This is a genomic window from Shewanella sp. P1-14-1, assembly GCF_001401775.1.
Classification (GTDB): domain Bacteria; phylum Pseudomonadota; class Gammaproteobacteria; order Enterobacterales; family Shewanellaceae; genus Shewanella; species Shewanella japonica.
The window spans coordinates 48,234-71,015 of record NZ_LKTL01000026.1; the positions used below are offsets into that span (position 1 = coordinate 48,234).

Annotated in this window: 17 protein-coding genes, 5 tRNA genes and 1 pseudogene; 5 read left to right on the top strand and 18 right to left on the bottom strand. The window is 40.4% G+C overall.

Features of this window, described 5'->3' with window-relative positions; genetic code table 11:
• Positions 1-270 precede the first annotated feature (270 nt).
• Positions 271-1,161, top strand: coding sequence for an AraC family transcriptional regulator (locus tag AN944_RS17365; RefSeq protein ID WP_055025929.1), 891 nt, complete (start codon positions 271-273; stop codon positions 1,159-1,161).
• Positions 1,162-1,199: 38 nt separating this feature from the next.
• On the top strand, positions 1,200-1,565 hold the full coding sequence (locus AN944_RS17370; RefSeq protein WP_055025914.1) for a DUF4345 family protein: 366 nt from the start codon (positions 1,200-1,202) through the stop codon (positions 1,563-1,565).
• 273 nt (positions 1,566-1,838) lie between these two features.
• Here the strand turns inward: AN944_RS17370 and AN944_RS17375 are convergent, their stop codons facing one another.
• From AN944_RS17375 to AN944_RS17440, 14 genes are all read right to left on the bottom strand, one after another.
• On the bottom strand, positions 1,839-3,077 hold the full coding sequence (locus AN944_RS17375) for a hypothetical protein (protein WP_055025915.1): 1,239 nt from the start codon (positions 3,075-3,077) through the stop codon (positions 1,839-1,841).
• Positions 3,078-3,346: 269 nt separating this feature from the next.
• Positions 3,347-3,979, bottom strand: coding sequence for an endonuclease III (nth, locus tag AN944_RS17380; RefSeq protein WP_055025916.1), 633 nt, complete (start codon positions 3,977-3,979; stop codon positions 3,347-3,349).
• A 3-nt stretch (positions 3,980-3,982) separates the two neighbouring features.
• Positions 3,983-4,678, bottom strand: a complete 696-nt coding sequence (locus AN944_RS17385; RefSeq protein ID WP_055025917.1) for an electron transport complex subunit E — start codon at positions 4,676-4,678, stop codon at positions 3,983-3,985.
• Positions 4,671-5,306: an electron transport complex subunit RsxG gene (gene rsxG / locus AN944_RS17390; protein WP_119969704.1), complete on the bottom strand. Its 636-nt coding sequence runs from the start codon at positions 5,304-5,306 to the stop codon at positions 4,671-4,673. The genes AN944_RS17385 and rsxG overlap by 8 nt, the downstream gene beginning before the upstream one ends.
• A gap of 23 nt (positions 5,307-5,329) precedes the next feature.
• Positions 5,330-6,379 (bottom strand): electron transport complex subunit RsxD, encoded by a 1,050-nt coding sequence (rsxD, locus tag AN944_RS17395; RefSeq protein WP_055025918.1) that lies wholly within the window; start codon positions 6,377-6,379, stop codon positions 5,330-5,332.
• A 2-nt stretch (positions 6,380-6,381) separates the two neighbouring features.
• Positions 6,382-8,820 carry an electron transport complex subunit RsxC gene (gene rsxC / locus AN944_RS17400; protein WP_055025919.1) on the bottom strand — a complete coding sequence of 813 codons (2,439 nt, stop codon included), beginning with the start codon at positions 8,818-8,820 and terminating at the stop codon, positions 6,382-6,384.
• Positions 8,814-9,413, bottom strand: a complete 600-nt coding sequence (gene rsxB / locus AN944_RS17405) for an electron transport complex subunit RsxB (protein ID WP_055025920.1) — start codon at positions 9,411-9,413, stop codon at positions 8,814-8,816. Before rsxB ends, rsxC begins: the two co-directional genes overlap by 7 nt.
• Positions 9,414-9,415: 2 nt before the next feature.
• Entirely contained in the window at positions 9,416-9,994 is a 579-nt protein-coding gene (gene rsxA / locus AN944_RS17410) for an electron transport complex subunit RsxA (protein ID WP_055025921.1), read from the bottom strand.
• A 125-nt stretch (positions 9,995-10,119) separates the two neighbouring features.
• On the bottom strand, positions 10,120-12,021 hold the full coding sequence (locus AN944_RS17415; RefSeq protein ID WP_055025922.1) for an EAL domain-containing protein: 1,902 nt from the start codon (positions 12,019-12,021) through the stop codon (positions 10,120-10,122).
• A 186-nt stretch (positions 12,022-12,207) separates the two neighbouring features.
• A tRNA-Asn gene (locus AN944_RS17420) sits at positions 12,208-12,283 on the bottom strand.
• Between the two features lie 20 nt (positions 12,284-12,303).
• Positions 12,304-12,379 (bottom strand) — tRNA-Asn (locus tag AN944_RS17425).
• Positions 12,380-12,406: 27 nt separating this feature from the next.
• A tRNA-Asn gene (locus AN944_RS17430) sits at positions 12,407-12,482 on the bottom strand.
• Positions 12,483-12,505: 23 nt separating this feature from the next.
• Positions 12,506-12,581, bottom strand: a tRNA-Asn gene (locus AN944_RS17435).
• Between the two features lie 39 nt (positions 12,582-12,620).
• Positions 12,621-12,696 (bottom strand) — tRNA-Asn (locus AN944_RS17440).
• Positions 12,697-14,441: 1,745 nt separating this feature from the next.
• On the opposite strand from AN944_RS17440, the gene uvrB reads away from it, so the two are divergent.
• Entirely contained in the window at positions 14,442-16,481 is a 2,040-nt protein-coding gene (uvrB, locus tag AN944_RS17445; RefSeq protein ID WP_055025923.1) for an excinuclease ABC subunit UvrB, read from the top strand.
• Between the two features lie 317 nt (positions 16,482-16,798).
• Positions 16,799-18,370, top strand: a complete 1,572-nt coding sequence (locus tag AN944_RS17450) for a BCCT family transporter (RefSeq protein WP_055025924.1) — start codon at positions 16,799-16,801, stop codon at positions 18,368-18,370.
• A 229-nt stretch (positions 18,371-18,599) separates the two neighbouring features.
• Here AN944_RS17450 and AN944_RS17455 read toward each other — a convergent pair whose 3' ends face one another.
• Both AN944_RS17455 and AN944_RS17460 read right to left on the bottom strand, forming a co-directional pair.
• A complete protein-coding gene (locus AN944_RS17455) occupies positions 18,600-19,316 on the bottom strand; it encodes a 3'-5' exonuclease (RefSeq protein WP_055025925.1) in 717 nt (238 codons plus the stop codon).
• A gap of 2 nt (positions 19,317-19,318) precedes the next feature.
• Positions 19,319-21,202 (bottom strand): DUF294 nucleotidyltransferase-like domain-containing protein, encoded by a 1,884-nt coding sequence (locus tag AN944_RS17460; protein WP_055025926.1) that lies wholly within the window; start codon positions 21,200-21,202, stop codon positions 19,319-19,321.
• A 195-nt stretch (positions 21,203-21,397) separates the two neighbouring features.
• On the opposite strand from AN944_RS17460, the gene AN944_RS17465 reads away from it, so the two are divergent.
• On the top strand, positions 21,398-21,718 hold the full coding sequence (locus AN944_RS17465; RefSeq protein ID WP_055025927.1) for an antibiotic biosynthesis monooxygenase: 321 nt from the start codon (positions 21,398-21,400) through the stop codon (positions 21,716-21,718).
• A 159-nt stretch (positions 21,719-21,877) separates the two neighbouring features.
• Here AN944_RS17465 and AN944_RS21550 read toward each other — a convergent pair.
• Both AN944_RS21550 and AN944_RS17470 read right to left on the bottom strand, forming a co-directional pair.
• Positions 21,878-22,161: pseudogene (locus tag AN944_RS21550) on the bottom strand (transposase); the annotation flags it as partial.
• Positions 22,162-22,284: 123 nt separating this feature from the next.
• Entirely contained in the window at positions 22,285-22,671 is a 387-nt protein-coding gene (locus AN944_RS17470) for a DUF2059 domain-containing protein (protein ID WP_055025928.1), read from the bottom strand.
• Between the last annotated feature and the right edge of the window lie 111 nt (positions 22,672-22,782).

Here is a 22,782-nt window from a genome sequence, read left to right on the forward strand (position 1 = left end):
ATGGCGTGTGCATCGTGAATAGTAAAATGAGTTTCTTGTTCATTAAGGTGTCTATTTAATGAACTGGTGAAACTACTGTAACTCTCACTTTTGACGCTAACTAGGCGATATAATCTCTAAAATATGCCTATTTGTATCACCTTGTTGAGTTGGCTGTTTTTCAGTGCTACTTTTGAGTTACATGATAACAAGCAAAACATGGCTTCATTTATTGTAGCTGTGGCAATTAGCAGCTTAGCGATTGTAGCTTGTGCCACTAAGAAGACATTTATGAGTAAATCAGAAATTAAACGATTAATAGAAGCTAAAATCACGCAAGATGGTGTAATTGAGACCGGGATAAAAGGCGTGCAACTGTTTCGTGTGACTGAATCTATGCGCTGTGCACCTGCTGTTTACGAACCTTGCGTCATTGCGATTATTAGTGGTGCTAAACAAGCCATATTAGATGGTAAACATATTATATATGATGAAAATCGTTATATGTGTTGCCCTATATCTATGCCAGTTGAAGCAGGAACCCCAACAGCATCACCTGATAATCCGTTATTAGGAGTGATGATATCACTAGATACAAAAACGATGACTGAACTTAGCATTGAAATGGCAGCGAGTGGGGGGCACAAAAAGAAATATAAAACAGGCTCTCAAGGCTTATCTTTAGCGCGTTGGGATGACACGTTTACAGATGCGTTACTGCGTCTGTTACAACTACAAGGTAGTGAACTTGATATTGCGGTTCTGGCTGCAAGCCGACTGAGAGAATTATATTTTGCGGTACTAAAGGGCGATGCAGGCGAAGCTGCGCGAGCCGCATTCGGGGTCGGAAATGAGATAGCACGTTCTATCGAATACCTTTCTTCACGTTTACATGAATCTGTCACGATTGAAGAGATGGCTGAGCAGGTAGGTATGAGCCGCGCAGTGTTACATCGAAAATTTAAGCAAGCAACTGCCATGTCGCCGATTCAATTTGTAAAAACAATGCGGTTAAATACCGCTGCAATGAAAATTGCTACAGGAATGAGTGTAAATGTTGCAGCAATGGCTGTTGGCTATCAAAGTTCTTCGCAATTTAGTCGTGAGTTTAAACGATTGTACGGACAATCACCTAAACAGTGGAGCCAAGCTACAGAGCTACCACAAGGGGCAATAGTGTAATGAGTTTGATGCCTTGCTGTATCTAATCAGGAGTCATGATGGAAGATAGAATACTTATCAGAGGGCTGGGTTTTATACTCCTTTTGATTGGATTAGTGCTGTCAGCTAACCCAGAGTTAGTGAGTAATAAACCCATTCCGGACGATACGTTTAACGCTGTTGAGCGACGGATCTGGTGGGGGTTATTTATTGGTGCAGGGCTTTTGCTTCAGTTTCATTTTCAATTAACGCCATGGCAAGCGACTGTTTCTGCAACACTCACCTCGCTACTCATTGGTTTGTTAATAGCAAGGCTTATTGGCATTGTGCTTGATGGCTCTGTACCTAAGCAATGGGTCAATGTCGCGATAGAACTTGTGATGTTAGTGCCTTTAGTTTGGTGGGCGATTAAAACACGAAGTTAAATAATTTATTGTAGCTGAAATAAATTAGTCACTTAAGTGCATGGAGCGGCAAGGCTCAGTTTATCTCAATGGTCCTATAACGACATAAAATAAGCGTAAACCTAAAGCTATTTTCTGCTAATAATAAGAAGAATAGCTTTCAGGTTTGAAGCTTTTATTTAAGGCTAGTTAGCACCATTAACTTTAGTGCTATTAACTTTAGTGCTATTAACTTTAGTGCTATTAACTTTAGTGCTATTAACATTAATCTCGTTCGCTTTAGCCTTATTCACTTTAGTCTATATTAGCTTGAGTCCAAGTCACTTCGGCTAATTGATTAGTTGCTGTTTGATGAATAATTAGACCATTTTCTCCCATCCTCATGTGCCGTATAAGTCCTGAATAAACCCCATCCTTACTAGGAATTTGCCAGCTTTGCATGGTTTCATTTTTAAGATCAAATCTGACTAGTGTCTCTGGTCTTTTAGCGGATTCATTAAACCAAATTGCATCATTTGCATACTCTATTGCATAAGGATGACTATATTGACCACTAGGCGTATCCCATTGTGTTATTTCCCCTGTTTTAGGGTTATACCTGCCGAGCTTTCCCATGCCTGAATTGACATAAAACACCATATCATCAGGAGTAATTGCGAGACGTCGCGTATGAGTCTGATCACCAGGCAAGCGAATTTCATCTAAAGCCATAGATTGCTTATCTACTTTAATCAGACAGTTTGAGCCATTACATGAGACCCAAGGTGTACCTGTCGAGTCGAGTTTAATGCCATAGGGGCGAGATTTTTTACTTGGCAATGAAACAAGCTTAATGTCGCCATTTATAGGATTTAATTGGCCAATCATATTACTGTGTTGAAGGGTAAACCAAAAAATGCCGTTATCATCGAATACACCAGTATGAGGATCGCGAGCGTTTTTGTCCGGCATGTTAAACACGGTAAACTTTTCTGTTTCGAGGTCTAAATAACCCACAGTGCCATTTTTATTTCCAAGAAACCAAGGCGTTAGATTTTTATCTAAGGATACGCTGTGGGGGAAGGTGCCTTCAGGTAGAGGGTATTCCTTCATTTCACCCGTTTTGGGATCCAGTCGCCCAAGGATATTCCCCCATTGTCCGACCCACCAAATAATGCCATCTTTTCCTTGAATTGGGTCCCTTGCTCGCTGGCCCAGTGTGGGGACTTGCCAGTAGGTAAATTGTAACTCGATGTCACCGTCGACTACTGTCGAAGCACGTTTGTCATTAGGCGGGTTGTTATTGGCAAGATATTCACTAATCTGACTGGCTGAATTAGGATCTAGTTTAACCATGGATGATATAAGTGACTGCCAATGAACTTGTGAATACCCAGCACTGCGATCAATATTGATAATGCCATGGCAGCTCGAGCATAGCTGGTTAACCATTGTTGCTTGTTCATCACTTAACACCGACGTTGAGCTTAACGTTAAGGTAAATAATGCAGTTAATGAAGCTAGCCGCTGTAAATTGCTTTGCTGATGTCCCACTGAAGCCTCCTAATCACGTTGATTGAGTATCCACTATGCACCCAAAATGTAACTGTTTATTAAGCCAACATATTCGGTGATGGTTTAAACAATTACTAATTTACACACAGACTGATTATGATGGTCAAGTGATATTAAGTCACAGGTGCGTTATCGAGGGCGTTTGTAATTATCGTTGAGTGGAGATGAGGCTATGAGCTAAGGCGCCTTTGAAAAGTTTGAAATACTGCTTGTTCAAAGGCGATATAGTTGAAAAACGTTGGTAAACCTTAGTCTGTTTTATCTTTAAATTCGCATAAATCTTCAATAATGCAACTGCCGCAACGAGGTTTACGGGCGATACAGGTATATCTTCCATGTAAGATAAACCAATGATGCACATCAACTTTAAACTCAGCAGGTGTCACCTTAAGCATTTTTTCTTCTACTTGGTCGACATTTTTACCCATTGCAAACTTAGTGCGGTTTGCCATTCTGAAAATATGGGTATCAACCGCGATAGTAGGCCAGCCAAAAGCAGTATTTAGTACAACATTAGCGGTTTTACGACCGACACCAGGTAGTGCTTCTAATGCTTCACGGTTCTCTGGCACTTCACCGCCATGAAGGTTTATCAACATTTCACAGGCTTTAATGACATTAATTGCTTTATTATTATAAAGACCGATGGTTTTAATGTAGGTCTTTAATCCTTCAACGCCAAGGTCATAAATTTGTTGGGCTGTATTTGCAACGGGAAAGAGTTTATCAGTGGCTTTGTTAACACTGACATCCGTTGCTTGTGCCGACAAAGTCACAGCAACTAACAATTCAAATGGTGATGAAAAGTTGAGTTCTGTTTCCGGCTTAGGGTTGTTTGCCCGTAAGCGAGTTAAAATTTCATGGCGTTTTTGTTTGTTCATGACTTAGCTAACCTTTGTTATCCGAGCACGTGCAATTGTCTCTGTTTCTTGTTGTGGTTTTCTATTTTCAATTTGCGCGTCGATGACATTTTTTAATGCAATCAATAATCCCATGGCGATAAATGCACCTGGTGGTAACATCGCCAAGAGAAAAGGGCTTTCGACATTAAATACTTGAATGGTTAATGAGCTAGCCCAATCGCCAAGTAAGAGTTCTGCGCCATCAAATAATGTGCCTTGACCCAGTAATTCCCGCATTCCACCAAGTACCACTAGAATACCTGTGAAACCCACACCCATCATGAGTCCGTCAAATGCAGCACTGGTCACATTATTACGTGAAGCAAATGCTTCAGCACGGCCGATAATGACGCAGTTAGTGACAATCAGTGGCAAGAATATACCTAATGAAAGGTACAAACCATAGGCGTAAGCATTGATAAGTAATTGCACGCAGGTGACGAGCGCTGCAATGATCATAACAAATACCGGTATACGAATTTCTTTTGGTACATAGTCCCTTACTAACGAGACTAAGATGTTAGAGCCCACTAATACCAATAGCGTCGCTAAACCGAGTCCTAACGCATTTGTCACAGTGGCAGTGACTGCCAGCAGTGGACATAAGCCTAATAGTTGTACTAAACCTGGGTTATTTTTCCATAAGCCTTGCCAAGCTATTTCACGATAATTAGTCATGTTCACGTCCACAATGATTGACGGTTGATAACAACTCATCACGATGTTGTTCAACAAATTCAAGTGCTTTATTGATAGCGCCTACATAAGCACGAGGAGTAATTGTCGCACCTGTAAATTGGTCAATGTCGCCACCGTCTTTTTTAACTGCCATTGGTTTGGAATTAGAGTCATAAGTCATACCGCTAAAACCAAGAACCCAATCAGATTTTCTAAGTTCAATTTTATCGCCAAGGCCAGGTGTTTCTTGATGAGTTAATGTACGAACACCCAGTAATTCGTTGTCATTACTGATACCAAGAATAATTTTTATATCCCCATTGTAGCCATCTGGAGCCACTGCTTCTATGGCAAGAGCAACTGCTTGTTGATCCATTTTAGCGATATAAACGGGTAATGGCTCATCTGTGCCTAAATATTCAGCATTGGCCACTAGGATACAATCATCAGTAAGTTGATTGTTGTGCATTGAGTTAGGAATGATTTGCTCTAACACACTGACAAGTTGCTTGCGCTGTTGTTCGATAATCGTATCTTTAGTTAGAAAATTAACCGACGCTACAAGGCCTGTACAACACAGCGCAAATAGTCCGAGTAATAATCCATTTTTAGAAATAATTTTTAACATTGATAATCCAGTTAGCTCGCAGGTTAATTACCCGCACGGTGGCCATATGAACGAGGACGAATGTAATAGTCAATAAATGGTGCGCACATGTTGGCCAATAATACGGCAAATGCTACGGCATCAGGGTATCCACCATAAGTGCGTATCACAAAAATTAACACGCCAATTATTGCGCCGAACAGTAATCTGCCTTTCGGACTCGTTGCTGCTGTTACAGGATCTGTAGCGATGAAAAATGCGCATAACATTGTGCCACCAGAAAACAAATGCAGAATCGGGCTTGCATGGGTGTCAGGGTTAAGTAAAAACGCAAAACCTGAACAAATAAAAATACTGAGTAATATTGCACTACTGATATGCCAGCGAATGACCTTGAGCTTCAACATCACCAAGCCACCAAGAAGGTAAGCCATGTTTACCCAAAACCAGCCGATACCTGTCATACCGTCAAATACGTTACGCTGCAGACTTTCTGTACTGGTCATTCCCATAGATAAATCTGTTTTAAACGTATCTAATGGCGTGGCCATCGTGTGTCCATCAACAGTGATTTTGAAGTAATCTAAACTCGCTGGGCTGATTTCAAAAATTTGGCTTAAAGCCGCTGTTATACCAACATGGTTGGCAGTCAGTTCTGCAGGTGCTACCCAATTGGTCATTTGCAGTGGAAATGAAACAAGCAGCAACACATATGCAGCCATTGCAGGGTTGAAAATATTATTGCCCAATCCGCCATATAGATGTTTAACGATCACGATGGCAAATAAACAGCCAATCACGGTCATCCACCAAGGCGTTAACGGAGGAATGGCAACAGCAATAAGTAGTGCGGTAACTAGAGCGCTGTTATCTGATAACGCACTTTTTATCGACTTGTTTCTCAATTTCATTACAGCAGCTTCAGCAGATAATGAAACCAATACGGCAATTAATATTTGCACCAAGGTGCCCATGCCAAAAAAGTAAACTTGCGCTGTAATACCAGGAATAAGGCATAGTGCGACTCTTTGCATCACCTTATTGGTTTGCAAATTGGTACTCACATGGGGTGAAGAAGCAATTTTAAATGCCATGTTTATTCCTTTTCACTGCTCTGTTGATTCGCTAATTTTTTCGCTTTAGCTTTGGCTACAGCAGCGGCGATTCTTGCTTTTTTTACCTCAGCAGCCGATTTTATTGGCTCAATTGAGGTTTGATCAGATTGGGTGTCGCTAATGTCGGTTTCAACAGCTTTTGCTTCACTTTGCAGTGGCTGAGTTGCGCCTTGTGCGAGCTTTTTCGCTTTTACTTTAGCGACAGCAGCGGCAATTCTTGCTTTTTTCTCATCTGCAGGAGACAAAGTGACTGTTTCAGTTACCGAATCTGATTGTGTTTCAGGCTTAACGGTAACGGGAGTGTCAATTGCTTGTGTTTGAGCAAGGTGTTCATCATCTTGTTGCGGTTGACCAGCACTTTGACCGAGCTTTTTCGCTTTTGCTTTAGCGACAGCAGCGGCAATTCTTGCTTTTTTCTCATCTGCAGGAGATAACGACGCTTGCACTGACGATTGCTCGTTAACTGAAGACGATTCTATTGTTTGCTGTTGATCTTCTGATTGAGTTTCAGCTTGTTTAGCCAGTTTTTTAGCTTTAGCTCTAGCTACTGCTGCAGCTATCTGGGCTTTTTTATCATCAACAGCCACAGATTCATTGGTGTTATCGGGTACTTGCTCAGAAACCTTATTATCGCTCTGTTGCGCACGTTTTTTGGCTTTTGCTCGTGCAACTGCCGCAGCAATTTGTGCTTTCTTGTCATCAACAGGTGAAGCCTGTTCTGTTGTTTGATCTAACTGTGCTGATGGTTCCTGAACTGATGCTTGATTTTCTGCCTGTTGCGCGAGCTTTTTCGCTTTAGCACGTGCAATGGCTGCGCTAACTGCTGATGACTTATCTGTGGAAGCGGCAGGTCTACTATCAGCTTGAGTGTTTTGTTCTGCCATTTTCTTTTTCGCAGCCACTCTAGCCATTGCTTCAGCAACCGCGTTTTTCTTATCACTATTTTCCATCGCAGCTTTACGTTTTTCTGCGGCTAAGCGTGACTTTTCTTCTCGTGCACGTTTTTCATCTTCTAAACGCTGCAGTCTTGCCTCAAATCGGACTTTTGCTTGTTCTGCTTGTCTTTTTTCTTCTGCTTCGTTTTTCAGAGCAGATTTTGCAATACGATAATATTCAACTAAGGGTATATCGCTTGGACAAACGTAACTGCAACAGCCGCATTCGATACAGTCTTTTAAATTAAAGCTGGCTGCTTTGTCATACTCTTCTGCTTTTGCATGCCAAAATAATTGCTGAGGCAATAATAGTGCAGGGCATGCAATGGCGCATTCTCCGCAGCGTATACACGCTTTTTCTTCAGTATCAGGCGCTATTTCATTTTGACTTGGGGTCAATATACAGTTGGTGCCTTTTAGCACTGGTACATCAAAATCTGGTAGCGCGTAACCCATCATTGGGCCACCAATAATCACTTTTTGTAAAGGCGCCTCATCAAAACCAACTTGTTCAAGTATATCTTTAACACTTGAACCTATGGGTAACCAGTAGTTACCTGGTGTTGAGACTTGCTCACCAGTTAAAGTCACTAGGCGCTCAATTAACGGTTTCCCATGTAGCACGGCATCTTGAATAGCGTAAGCCGTTCCGACGTTATGAACAACAATGCCTTGCTGAGCAGGAATGCTGCCTGTTGGCACTTCACGGCCAGTAATGATTTGTATAAGTTGTTTTTCACCACCAGAAGGATACTTAGTAGGGATGACTGTCACTTTGACAATCCCTTGTAATTCAGTAGCGTTATCAAGTGCACTACGCATGGCACTGACAGCTTCTGGTTTATTATCTTCAATAGCAATAATAATGCGCTGAGGAGAGAGCAAAGTATTAATGATGTTAATGCCTGAGAGGATCTCGGTAGCGTTTTCACGCATAATTACATCATCTGAGGTAATGTAAGGTTCGCATTCCACACCATTAATGATAACTAAATCGATTTCACTGGCTGGGTTTAATTTTATATGGCTAGGAAAACTTGCTCCCCCCATACCCGCAATGCCAGCTTGCATGATTTTATCTAGAATTTGTTGATTAGATAGGGTTGCTAATTCATTGCTCTGATAATCAATGCTGTCGTCTTTACCATCGGCTTGTATCACACATGTCAATACGGGTAAGCCTGATGCATGATTACTTGGCTTTAATGCAATATCAGCAATAATGCCTGATGTTGGCGCATGCACTGGTAAGTACATAAAGCCTTCACCTTCAGTCAGCATTTGGCCTTTTAATACTTTGTCGCCAACCTTTACTTGTAAGCGAGCGCTGTCACCCACTTGCGGGACAGGTACCGAATAATAACGCGATAACGGTAGTCGAGCGCTACTAACTTGATTGGATACACTTTTTAATTGTGGTGGATGGATCCCGCCTGGAGAGTGCCATAACGTCCCTTTATCAATTTGTTCTAATAAAGTTAGCACTGAGATTCCTCTTTTACTTCACGGTTAGGCGATTGAACACCTTCTACAATGGTTACTGGGATACGGCTTAACTTCCAATCCCAATTTTTAAGGTTTTGTTCAACAGGTATCATGTCAATGCAATCTACCGGGCAGGGCTCGACACACAAATCACAGCCTGTACAGTCTTTAGCGATAACGGTATGCATTAACTTACCAGCGCCTAATATGGCATCCACTGGACAGGCTTGAATACACTTAGTGCAACCAATACATTCGTCTTCGCGAATAAAGGCGACCTTTTTAATATTTTCTTGAGCGACTTCATTTAACGGCTCAGGATCAACGCCCATCAAACTGGCAATTTTTTCCATTGTCGCAGTGCCGCCTGGTGGGCATTTATTGACATTATCACCATTGGCAATTGCTTCTGCGTATGGGCGACAGCCAGGGTAGCCACATTGGCCACATTGTGTTTGCGGTAGCAGCGCTTCAACTTGTTCAACAATGGGGTTGCCTTCAACTTTAAACTTGATGGAGGCATAACCTAAAATGAGTCCGAATATGAGTGCTAATACGGTGAGCACGATAACTGCGATTACAATACTAGACATGATTATTTAACCAGCCCCGCAAATCCCATGAAGGCAAGAGACATTAAACCCGCTGTGATCATGGCGATAGCGCCGCCTTTGAAAGGTAGAGGGACATCAGCTGCTGCAAGACGTTCTCTCATGGCTGAAAATAAAACAAGCACTAATGAAAAACCAATAGCGGCGCCAAAACCATAAACTGCAGATTGAATAAAGTTATGGTCTTCATTGACGTTCAAAAGGGCAACACCTAATACAGCACAATTGGTTGTGATAAGTGGCAGGTAAATACCTAAAGCTCGATGTAATGATGCACTGGTTTTTTGAACCATCATCTCAGTAAACTGCACGACGACAGCAATGACCAAGATAAAACTCATGGTTCTTAGATAGTTGAGGTCGAAAGGCTTTAATAAGAACTCATTGGTTAAAAAGCTGAGAATACTAGCTAGGGTCAACACAAACGTTGTCGCCATGGACATACCAATGGCTGAGGCGAGCTTGCTTGATACTCCCATAAAAGGGCACAAACCAAGGAATTTTACTAACACAAAGTTATTGACTAACACGGTGCCAATTAACAGTAAGAGATAGTCTGTCATTACTACACTTTTTAATTCAGATATTAGTTGTATTATCTAAGGTTTAGGCTTGAGAAACAACGGATAAAAAAAAGGGTTATGTAAATATTAACCCTAATTTGTAAGATTGGACTGACATTGGTCGATTATTTATCTGTTTTAGCGATAATTTCTGGCCTAGCAATATAATAACCTTGTAATCCGTCGACTAACATTTTTTCTAATGTGAGTTTCTCATCTTGTTTTTCAACGCCTGTGGCTATGACTTTAATCCCAATTCTGCGTGAAATATCAACAATCATTCTGACAAAGAATTTGTTGTTATTATCTTGATCAATGTTTTCGCTGTAACTGCTGTCTAATTTAATGACATCTGGTTTTACTTCGCGGAAAAATTTAAACGAAGAAAAGCCTAATCCGAAATGTTGAATGGCCACTTTTGCGCCCACTTTATGCATTTCGTTGACGAAACGGCGACTGGCAGTGACATTTTTTTGCATACCAGATTCATTAAGCTCAAATACGATTCTTGCTGAGGTAGAGCGGTGACTCGACAATATATCGCGTAACCATGACACAAACACTTCTTGTAAGGCTGATGAGGCACTAATGTTAATACCGAAGTTACCCGTTAGGCTAGGGTTTGAATTTAATAGTTGTAGTGTGTGCACCACAATCATTTTATCTAAATCCACATTTAGCCCATGACGTTCTGACATGGCAATAACACTGGCAGTGGGCAAGTTTGAGCCTTCACTATTATAAAAACGGGCAAATAACTCTCGATAAACATCCACTTGATTGTTACAAGGTAAAATAGGCTGCTGGAAAAACTTGATGCCTTTACGATTAATTAATTCATTAATGGTCACTTTCCAGTGATCGTCGCCCAATTGCTGATTACCAGAAAACTTCTCGAGTATATGGTAACGATTAGGCCCCGATGTTTGAGCAATGCTGACTGCAGTATCAGCAAGTGTCAGCAGGGCATGAGAGTCACAGTTTTGTTCAAACGGCACCATTCCGCTATGGGCGATGCTGTCGGTATCAACTGTTTGAGCATATTCATCCAGGTAACGTTTTAAGCTGACTAAAAACTGCTCGCCTTCTTTAACGGTAATATCGTTGATAAATAGCGCAAAATCACTGCTCGATACTCGATAATATTCATTGACCCCAGTTTTGGCTGCTGCTTGACGTATGCACGTAGCAATTTTGCTTAGGTAATCATCGCCAGCTTCACGGCCATGAAGTTGATTAATACTTGATAATTCGGCGGCTTTAATAATGCAAAGCACTCCAAATTGTTGTTTATCTGAATCAGTAATCGTTTTTAAATAATCATTAAATCGACGACGAGTAGAGAAGCCCGTTACAGGATCTTGATATGCAGCTTTGGTTAATAAGTCGTTTTCTTTATGGAAGTTACCAATACTGGTTTTCAGCTCAATTCGGCTTTTCTCAAGAGCAACGCCAATGGGTTTTAATGAACCACGTAAGCGTGAGGTCTCAACAGCCTGAAAAGAAAGGTTGGGGATATTATCTACGTAATCACAAATGTATTTTATGCCACGGCGATGAATGGCCATAAGTATTGCAAAGCTAATCATTATCAACAAGTAAGCGACAATTGTTAAGGTTGCTGCTTTTTCAAGGTTGACAAAACTTGCAGAAATTACCGAACTCGTACTCAGTCTGACTTGCAGTCGGCCTTGTGAGAATGCTTTTGTATGGCCAAGCTCAATTTTAAAAATGGTATCTTCAAAATTGCCTTCAGCTTTAGCGAGTGAACCAAACGTGAAGTTCTTATCACTGTCACTTTCATGTATGTATTGAAAGAATTGAAAAGTAAACTGTTGAGAAAGTAATTCATATAGTGATTTGCCGTCACCTGTCCAATCAGACATTTGATTAACATATTCAGCGTACTTTTCAGTCGCTATAGAACCTTGGCGCTGCATTTCTTTATTTTCTAGATCGTAAATCCGATAAAGTAATAATCCGAAAATGACAAATAAAACTAATTGGAAAGATTTTGATAAACCCATGAATAGTCCATTTCCTATAATACACAGTTGTCTTCATTCAATTTTGGTATAGCGGAAAAATAAAAAGCTACAACAAATAAAGGAGTTAACGAATAGAATTGTAGTGTAATTTACAAAAAAATATAAGGGAATTAAAAAAAGATAGTAATAGGAGGTAGGTAGTAATTTTAACGATTGAATTCTTCTTGGCTCCCCAGACTGGACTCGAACCAGTGACATACGGATTAACAGTCCGCCGTTCTACCAACTGAACTACAGGGGAATTGAAGAATATATAAGAATTGGCTCCCCAGACTGGACTCGAACCAGTGACATACGGATTAACAGTCCGCCGTTCTACCAACTGAACTACAGGGGAATCGCTATTTCTTAATTGTGTTTTAATTGGCTCCCCAGACTGGACTCGAACCAGTGACATACGGATTAACAGTCCGCCGTTCTACCAACTGAACTACAGGGGAATCGATTAAAACTAAGATAAAATTGGCTCCCCAGACTGGACTCGAACCAGTGACATACGGATTAACAGTCCGCCGTTCTACCAACTGAACTACAGGGGAATCGCATTTTATCTTTATTTTCAACAAACTAAACTAAATTGGCTCCCCAGACTGGACTCGAACCAGTGACATACGGATTAACAGTCCGCCGTTCTACCAACTGAACTACAGGGGAATCGTTTTTAGCAATGTATTGCTGAGAACGGAGCGCATAGTAAAACGCCCTGATCAATGAGTCAACTCGAGATATAAAAAAAAGTGAAAAATTGATGTTAACTGCTCATCTAATACCCATCGTGGCTTATAAATGCCCATAATGGCTATTTTTTACTAATCAATTTGAAAAGTAACACTTTTACTCAACGGCAATGAATCTTGTCATTTAACTCATCATCTCCACTTTAATGGGTTAATTCAAGTATCAACCACGGCAAAATAAGGTTTTAACTGCTATCAGCGCCGATTTTCGGTTGTCTTTTTGCTTTTTAGGATTGATTCAAGACGAGTATGTTATGTCGTTTAGCGATTTGGACTGCCACTAAGCTTGTTTTGAACTAAGCATCAAGCACTAAATATTGAGTTAATGAACAAACAGTGCACGTTAATTAATGGACAGCTGATAATCTTTAGCGAACAGCGCATAAAGTGGAAGGCGCATAGCGGCAAATGAACAGCAGATAAAGATAAGATTCAATAGAACCGATCAAGTAATGAGATATCTTTAGTCAATAAAGAGGCGGCAGAAATGCCAAACCGACATTATTACCTATATAGGTAGAAGGTTCACGTTAGCTATAAAAGCACTTCTTATAAAAGCACTTTCTATAAAAGCACTTCTTATAAAAGCACTTCTTATAAAAGCACTTCTTATAAAAGCACTTCCTATAAAAGCAATTTGTATAAAACATTTTGTGTAGAGCGTTAAAGAAGGGCGCTAAAGAAGACCGCTAAAAAAGCACTATAGAAGAGCGCTTGCAAGCGTGTGCTAGAAGAGCATGCTGAGTATCGAGCATTTAACGTGGGTAATTAGCATTGGTTAATACTGCTGGGTAATTAACAAAATAGCGCTTTGAGTAAAGCATTGTTAGAGCATCATCCTATAGAACGGCTTTCTATTGAGCTGCGGGAGTATTCAAAAAATACCGTCGTTTTTGATACTAAGCATTAAACCTGTTCTGCAGCCTTTACTCAAAAACATCAAGAAATGTGCTGTAAATGGCATTGTATTATTGAACCTAAACCATAGGTTTTCATCAAACCATTGTACTAGTCTTGTATGCGCTAAAATAGGGCACTAATTTAATCAACTTACAAATGTAATTTTATTTCATGTTGCTTTTCTTACGGTTTTATTAATTTCTGTTTACGTCGATAGCCCACGATTAATGGGTTTGAAGCACTTATCCACTAAATCTGTGGATAAGCCTGTGAGTTACTCCTTAAATATGCTCTGTAACCCTTATTTTTATTGAAACAGACTTAAATTTGGCTGATATTCAACAAGATTATTTTTTATATATTTTTCAGTATGTTGAAAAAAGCAATAACTATTTTTTAGCACTTGTTATTTAGGGATGGGTAAAGTATTCAGTTATTGCACCAGATTGTGTATTAAATTGCCTAATAAACGGGGTTTTTGGCGGTTTTACGTACAAATAACATAGTGTGTAACTGTTGTAGCATTATTTCATCTTTCTTTCTTTATATTGTAATAATCTCTTGATAAGGAAGTGGGGTGCTTTACCCGTTAGCGACTTGATTAAAGTTTATAAGGGCTGGAGATTTACGCATCTAACTCATCACTTTAGAGCATCAATTGAATACACTTTGTTTTTTGTTTTGGGAAATTTAATCGAACGGTTAGCTAAATTTATCGGGTTCAGTATAAAATAGCATGACGTTATATAAAGGGTATTTGCTTTGACTGACACAGTATTCAACCTCGTTTCAGATTATTCCCCCGCGGGTGATCAACCGACTGCGATTAAACAACTTGTTGATGGCTTAGAAGCGGGAGTGGCTAAACAAACGCTGCTTGGGGTGACGGGGTCTGGTAAAACCTTTACGGTTGCTAACTTAATTCAAACCTTAGGCCGCCCAACGATTATCATGGCGCCTAATAAAACCTTAGCTGCACAATTATATGGAGAAATGAAAGAGTTTTTCCCACATAACGCGGTTGAGTATTTCGTTTCATATTATGACTATTATCAGCCTGAAGCTTATGTGCCTGCTTCCAATACCTTTATCGAAAAAGATGCTTCCGTAAACGCCCATATTGAACAAATGCGTTTGTCTGCAACTAAGGCCTTGTTAGAGCGCAAAGATGTAGTATTGATTGCTTCAGTTTCTGCCATTTACGGTCTAGGTGATCCTGAACTTTATATGAAGATGTTATTGCATCTTCGTCAAGGCGACTTTATGGGGCAACGTGACATCATTACCCGCCTTGGTGAATTGCAATATACTCGCAACGACATAGATTTGCAGCGTGGTACTTTCCGTGTTCGTGGTGAAGTAATCGATATTTTCCCTGCAGAGTCAGAAAGAGATGCTGTCAGAGTTGAATTGTTTGATGACGAAATTGAACAGTTAAGTGAGTTTGACCCGTTAACAGGTCAAGTCACTCGAAGATTAGCGCGCACCACGGTATATCCTAAAAGCCATTATGTGACGCCAAGAGAAAAAATCATCGAAGCGACAGAGCATATTAAAGAAGAATTAAGAGAGCGACGTCAGGAATTATTGGATAACAATAAGCTGATTGAAGCGCAGCGTATCTCTGAGCGAGTACAATATGATATCGAGATGATGGTTGAGCTTGGGTATTGCTCAGGTATCGAAAATTACTCTCGCTATCTTTCTGGTAGAGCTGAGGGGGACGGGCCGCCAACCTTGCTTGATTACTTGCCTGCCAATGGGTTATTAATTATTGATGAGTCACATGTTACCGTACCGCAAATAGGAGCCATGTATAAAGGTGATCGTAGCCGTAAAACGACGCTTGTAGAATATGGTTTTCGTTTACCCTCTGCATTAGATAACAGACCATTAAAGTTTGAAGAATTTGAGCAATTAATGCCACAAACGGTATTTGTGTCGGCAACCCCAAGTGATTACGAACTTGACCAAAGCGACGGCGAAGTCGCAGAGCAAGTCGTTAGACCTACAGGATTACTTGACCCTGAAATTGAAATTCGTCCAGTGGCGATACAAGTCGATGATTTATTATCTGAAATTCCTAAGCGGGTCGCTGCTAATGAAAGGGTGTTAATCACGACCCTGACAAAACGAATGTCTGAAGATTTAACCGAATACCTTGATGAACATGGGGTTAAAGTGCGCTACTTGCACTCAGATATTGATACTGTAGAGCGGGTGGAAGTGATACGAGATTTACGACTCGGTCATTTTGATGTGCTGGTAGGGATTAACTTACTTCGTGAAGGATTAGACATGCCAGAAGTCTCACTGGTGTGTATTTTAGATGCGGATAAAGAAGGGTTTTTACGCTCAGAACGTTCACTAATTCAAACCATTGGCCGCGCTGCACGAAACGTTAACGGCAAAGTTATCTTGTATGCCGATACGGTGACTAAATCGATGGAAAAAGCGATAGGTGAAACTGAAAGGCGTCGTGAGAAACAGCACGCTCATAATGTTAAATTGGGACAAACGCCAAAAGGTGTGACTAAAAAGATCACTGATGTGATGGATTTAGGCGATCCACATCGGGGTAACAGCAAACATAAATATACCGCATTTGGTAAAGTTGCAGAGTCTGAGCCTCAATACGATACCGCTACCAGTAAAGTACAAAGCGTTGCTGAGCTATCACAGCAAATCGACGAGCTTGAAAAACAAATGCATCAACATGCAAGGGATCTTGAGTTTGAACAAGCAGCGGCGCTCAGAGATCAAGTTAAGCAGTTAAGAGAGCAAATCATCTTAAACAGTTAACAAGGTTTGATCACATCGCTTTAGTATGAAACAAGCTCAGCTTTGCTGAGCTTGTTTGTTTGTGGCTTATGTAAACGGGGCAAGACAAAAATAATTGATATTTAACTAAAAATTATTTTGATGAAAAACTCAACTCATCGAAACAATAACCCGCCGATTTGCCATTTTACGCATTCATTTTGTTAAAAATATCTAACTTTTGGTGTAAATAGTGACATGAAACAAGATTGTTCTGGTCATTTCTCAGCAAAAGATCACCTTATAACGTAAAATATAAATACAATTTTCGAATGAAAATTTCTTCTAATTGAGGATCAATGAAAAAGAATAAAGATAAGTACAGTATAGATAATACCGATTACACAGTCGGTCAGGATAATATTCAAAAATGGGGCTTTGATGTCCACAACCCTGTTTTTGGGATCAGCGCTTCTCTCATCGGCATATTCATCATTGCCTTACTCGTTTTAGACCCAGCCACCTCCAAAGCCGTACTTGATGGAATTAAATGGAAAATCATCGGTGCATTTGACGGCTTGTTTATGTGGTCTGCCAACATTTTTGTTTTGTTCTGCCTGCTAATGATTATTTCTCCTTTTGGTAAAGTGCGTTTAGGAGGAGAAGAGGCGAAAACTGACTATTCAAGATTATCATGGGTGGCAATGTTATTTGCTGCCGGTATGGGAATTGGCTTGATGTTTTGGGCGGTTGCAGAGCCTGTTGCTTACTTCACAGGCTGGTATGAAACCCCGCTAGGTGTTGAAGCGAATACGCCTGAAGCAGCTAAATTAGCAATGGGTGCGACCATGTTCCATTGGGGACTGCACCCTTGGGCTATCTACGGTGTGGTGTCATTATCGCTAGCATTTTTTGCTTACAATAAAGGCTTACCTTTATCAATGAGATCGGTTTTCTATCCTATTTTAGGTGATAGAACCTGGGGCTGGCCTGGTCATATTGTGGATATTCTAGCAGTATTAGCCACTTTATTTGGACTTGCTACTTCACTGGGCTTAGGTGCTCAACAAGCGGCAAGTGGTTTTCATCATATCTTTGGCATTGCTAACGGGTTAACGCTACAAATTACCATTATTTTTGCCGTCACCTTAGTCGCCGTTGTGTCGGTGATGAGGGGGATTGATGGTGGTGTTAAGGTCATTAGTAACATTAATATGTTAATGGCGTTAGCCTTATTGGTGTTTGTCGCGTTAGTGACGTTTGCAGTTTCAATGGGCACCATCCCGACAACAGTTATGGGTTATATCGAAAATATCATTCCCCTCAGTAATCCTATTGGACGAGAAGATGAAGCTTGGATGCACGGTTGGACTGTTTTCTACTGGGCTTGGTGGATATCTTGGTCCCCATTTGTGGGCATGTTTATCGCACGTATTTCACGCGGTAGAACCATTCGTGAGTTTATGACTGCGGTGTTAATCGCTCCAACAGTTGTTACCATCATATGGATGTCAGTATTTGGCGGTGTGGGCATTGATCAAGTGGTCAATGGCGTAGGGGCATTAGGTGAAAAGGGCTTAACTGAAGTGCCATTAGCCATGTTCCAGGTATTTGATGAGTTGCCTATTGGTAACATTATTTCACTATTAGCTGTGGTGCTTGTTTTGGTGTTCTTTGTTACCTCTTCAGACTCAGGTTCACTGGTTATTGATAGTATTACCTCGGGCGGTAAAGTTGATGCGCCAGCACCACAACGTGTTTTCTGGGCACTGGTTGAGGGGGCAATTGCTGCAGCACTTGTTTGGGTCGGCGGCACAGAAGCTATCGAAGCACTGCAAGCTGGCGCCATATCCACCGCATTACCTTTTACCATCATTTTACTGGTGATGTGTGTGAGTTTGATCATGGGGCTTAGAACCGAGAAACGCTAATTAAGGATTCGTTATTCGCTGTGCTAGCAATACTAATGTGTGCTAACGCCAGTAATGTTCGCTAACGCTAGAAATGTTCGTTAACGCTAGTAATGTTCGCTAACGCAAATAATCCAAACAATAGAAAAAGCCGATGAGTGTGTTGCACTCATCGGCTTTTCATTTGTGGTTTGTGAATAATAGCTTAAACACAATAAGGTTACTGGGTGAGTCAGTTAAACAAACAAAATTAGAGCCATAACTTTTTAATCGGTGTTTCGGGGCTGAAATGATGCCTAATTTGCGCTTGTAGTAATTCAGCAGTAGCAATCGCATCGGTGAGTGCATCATGGGGTGGGTAAGTTGGTAAATTATAGCGTGTGCGGCTATTGGCTAAACGAATAGAGTGAGGTTTAGGTTTAATAATCCAATCAAGAAACTGCTTAGGTCTAGCTTGATAAATATCAGCTTCAATTTGCATCGTATCAATCACAGGGAACACTATGCCTTCGTTAATTAAACTGCGAAGCGCAGCATCAAAGAAGTCGCGTTCAATACGGCGGTAATGCACTACCACAATTTTGCCTGCTAATTGATCTAATAACTGTTCGAGTATTCTTAATAAATCTGGCGCACCTTTTAAATCTGAGTGGGTTATGCCGTGGATGATAATTGAATCTTCTTGTAGTTTATCTTCTGGATTAATAAACCAATGCTTAGCTTGCCGACATGCTATTCGGTTAAGGGTAAATGGAACGAGCCCAATGCTAATAATGCTATTTTGCTGGGCATCTAATCCTGTTGTTTCAAAATCTAATGCCACGAACTCAATATCTTTCAACTGAGTCTCACCATGGTAGGTGTTAGCTTCGTAAAAGTGAGTTAAGCGGGCATCTTTGCTTTTTAAGGCTTTGTTTTGTAGAAAAACCTTCCAGTTAAGCACTTCTTGATTCGCAAAATTTCGCATAATTACCCTTGCATGCTATTAGCGCTATAACGGAATTTCAAAAAGTTTTGCGCGCTACTTAACACCAAAAAAGCATCTTTTAAGTTACGACGTTCAAAACCAGACATGTTTTCAGGCTCAATATTGTTATCTGGTTCTTGATCTGCCTCAATATCCAGTGCTTGATGACGAATACGCACAAGCGAGATAAGCTCCATTGCATGCTGCAAATCTTTACCTTTGGTTGGCGGTAAAATACCTGCTTCAATAATATCTTCTAATCGATCAAATGAATTTTGAGATTGTGAACCAATTGCTAACGCATGCACACGTATTAAATCAGCCAAGGGTGCTGTGCCACGGCGTTTTAAATTTATAGAGTTATTATGGCGTCCATCTTTTTCCATTACAAAATCTTTGAAAAACCCCAGCGGTGGGGTGCGATTAAGGGCATTTCTCGCTAAACAAGCAAGAAAGCGGTTATTCTTTTTGGCTTTACGTAATATGAACGCATTGAGTTGCTCAGCCCATTTAGGGCGACCATACACCCCGTATAAATCAAAAAATATCGAACAGTTAAGTAACGCTTGTGCATTAGGGTGTTCAATCCAATCAGTAAAGCATTCTTCCCACTCTGTTTGGGTTTTACGGTATTCAGGGTTAGTGGCCATAATATTGCCAGTACAATACGAATATCCGCATGACGCTAATCCATCACATACAAATGTGGCTAAGGATGTAAAGTATTCACCATGAAGCGCTTCTTGATAATCGTTATCTAGAATAATGGCGTTATCTTGGTCTGTTACGATTAACTGCTCGTCACGCGCCATAGAACCTAATGCAAGAAAACAATAGGGAATTGGCGGGGGGCCTAATTTTTCTTCTGCAAGTTCAAGTAACCTTTGTTTAAAGCTCCTGCCAATTTCAGACATAGCACGACCCACCATGTGGGAGTTTGCATCCTCATTCACCATGCGAACAAAGCAATCTTTAATTTGGCTTGAAAGTACGATCAAATCATCAATACTGTTTTGCTGAAAAATACTGCTAACGATTAACAGGCTGTTTTGTGATTCATAGCGAATGATGTCAGTGACTTCAATTAAACCTATTGGTTGTTTATTCTTGAGGATAGGTAAGTGATGCACGTTATAACGAAGCATCATTAACATGGCTTCAAAAATATAAGCGTTGTGATCAAGTGAAATTAATTCTGTCGACATGATCTCATCGACTTGGGTGTTTACATCTAGCCCTTGAGCGATAACCTTGGCACATAAGTCTCGTTCAGTGATGATACCCACAAAACTGTTTCCGCCTTCACTTGACAAGTTAGGATCATGGATCATGGCTGCTGATACATTCTCATCAGACATGATTTTTGCCACTTGCTGAATGCTGGTGGTTGTCGCAAACATGACGGGCTCACCACTGACTAATGTTTTAACTTTTGAGGTGGTTAGCGAGTTTGCATCGTCGTTATTATCTTCAACTGCTTGCTGTAATCTAATACTGCCTTCAACTTCTACAAAGTCCGCAAAAACGTCATAACGTTCGCAAAATGCTTCAAACAATTTTTCAGGAATACAATACAGTAAGGTGTCTTTAATCGACTTAGCAGGGTAACGGACTTTATTATTGGTCAATAAGCCCATTTGACCGAATAAACCGCCTTGATCTAAACGATTGTATAACTCACCGTTGCGTCGATACACTTCTACAACGCCACTTCGGATCATAAATAAATCGTGTATTTTGTCTGCAAATTCAATGATCATACTATCAGCACGATAGTAAGAAATTTCAACACTTTGCGAGACTTCTTCTAACGCCTGTTCAGGTAGCTGATCAAAAGGAGGATATTGGCGGATGAAGTTACGAATTTCTAATAGTTCGACTTCCATTATTCGCTCGATATTTTTAAGAATTGATTTTGTTAATACAGTATATGATATCAATGATATATATGCAGCTTAGCCCTGCCTAAATTAAAGGGTTTGTTCAGGTTTAATTGATATTTTATTGACAAAGTGGGGCGAAGGTTTGATGTTAACTATCGCTATCATAATGTTTCTTCAAACAGTTATTACGGAGTGATGATGACCAATATTGCTAATACCCCTAAGCCGCCATATTACGCTGTGGTATTTTCATCAACACGTTCCGACGTAGATGAAGGTTACAGTGAAGTTGCGACCCAAATGGTAGCGTTAGCAGCGCAACAACCTGGTTTTTTAGGAATAGAGTCAGCAAGAGAAAATATAGGTATAACGGTGTCTTATTGGAGTGATATTAATGCGATTAAACAATGGAAAGCCAATTCAGAACACATGTTAGCCCAGCAGCATGGCCGAACCAAATGGTATAGTGATTTTAAAGTTCGTATCGCGAAAGTTGAACGGGATTATGGCACGTTATAGTGCGACAAGCCTTACATTGTTAAACGGAATATTGTTTGGCAAAGGTAAGTCCAAGTCGCTCAGTTAACGGGCGGCTGAACCTAGGCTAAAATAACCAGCTCAGCAAGATAGGTATTTGACGCCTAGTACTTGTCCGAACTTTTGGGTGAATCCAAATCATTCTGATGTACTTCCGCCAGATACCGTTGCCACTTTTTTTAGCAAGTCGCTCTCCTGCTTAAGCCGTTGATTTTCTTTTTTAGATTCTGAAGAGCCTGCAGTTCATTTTTAGAGGGTAGCTTAATCATAATTTCACTGTTGCTTTAATAGCGTGGGGCTTTAGAAAACTTACCTTCCTCGTATTCTTTTCGCCAATGACTCAGCATTAACGGGTGAATATCAAGCGCTAGAGCAACATCCTTAGACATGACATCGTCTCTTAAGCTTAGCTGGACTGCTTTGATTTTGAATTTTACAGGGTAAAACTATGTCTTTCTTGATTGGGTATATCTAAGCATTGTAGTCTCCTCAAAGTGATGAGGAGGTGTCTACTAAACTGGCGGAAGGCTCATATGTGTTAGCAGTACTTACTTGATACTGGTAGTTATTTTGTTAATTTCAGCGGACATCTCTTGCTGTATTATCGGCCTCAGCCTTAAGAACTTGGCGTAAGCTGGATGGTCTAATATTTCTGAAATTTGCACGAGTTCCTCTGCGGTAAAATGCTTAATGTAAATACCTTGGATCTTACCGATAAATTCATCTGAATTAAAAAGCTTTAATAATTTTGTAGCATATTCACTTGATTCTTGCTCTGAGTAACCACCGGAAGTAAACACTTTAGTAAGAGACTCTTTAGTATAAGCTGAAGAAGATTTTTCAAATATATTTTTGGCAGCCTGCTTTGCTTGCTCAGAATCAACAGCATAAGTGCTTTGCGAAATGATTAATAAAAGGAATATGAGCTTACGCATGTGATTGACCTCCTTGTACTGCTAACGCCTTGCTAAGCGGATAAAAATGGTTGGTTAAAATCGCGAAGCGATAACCAACGGTTTTTATTCCGTTTAAGCAACTTGTTAACT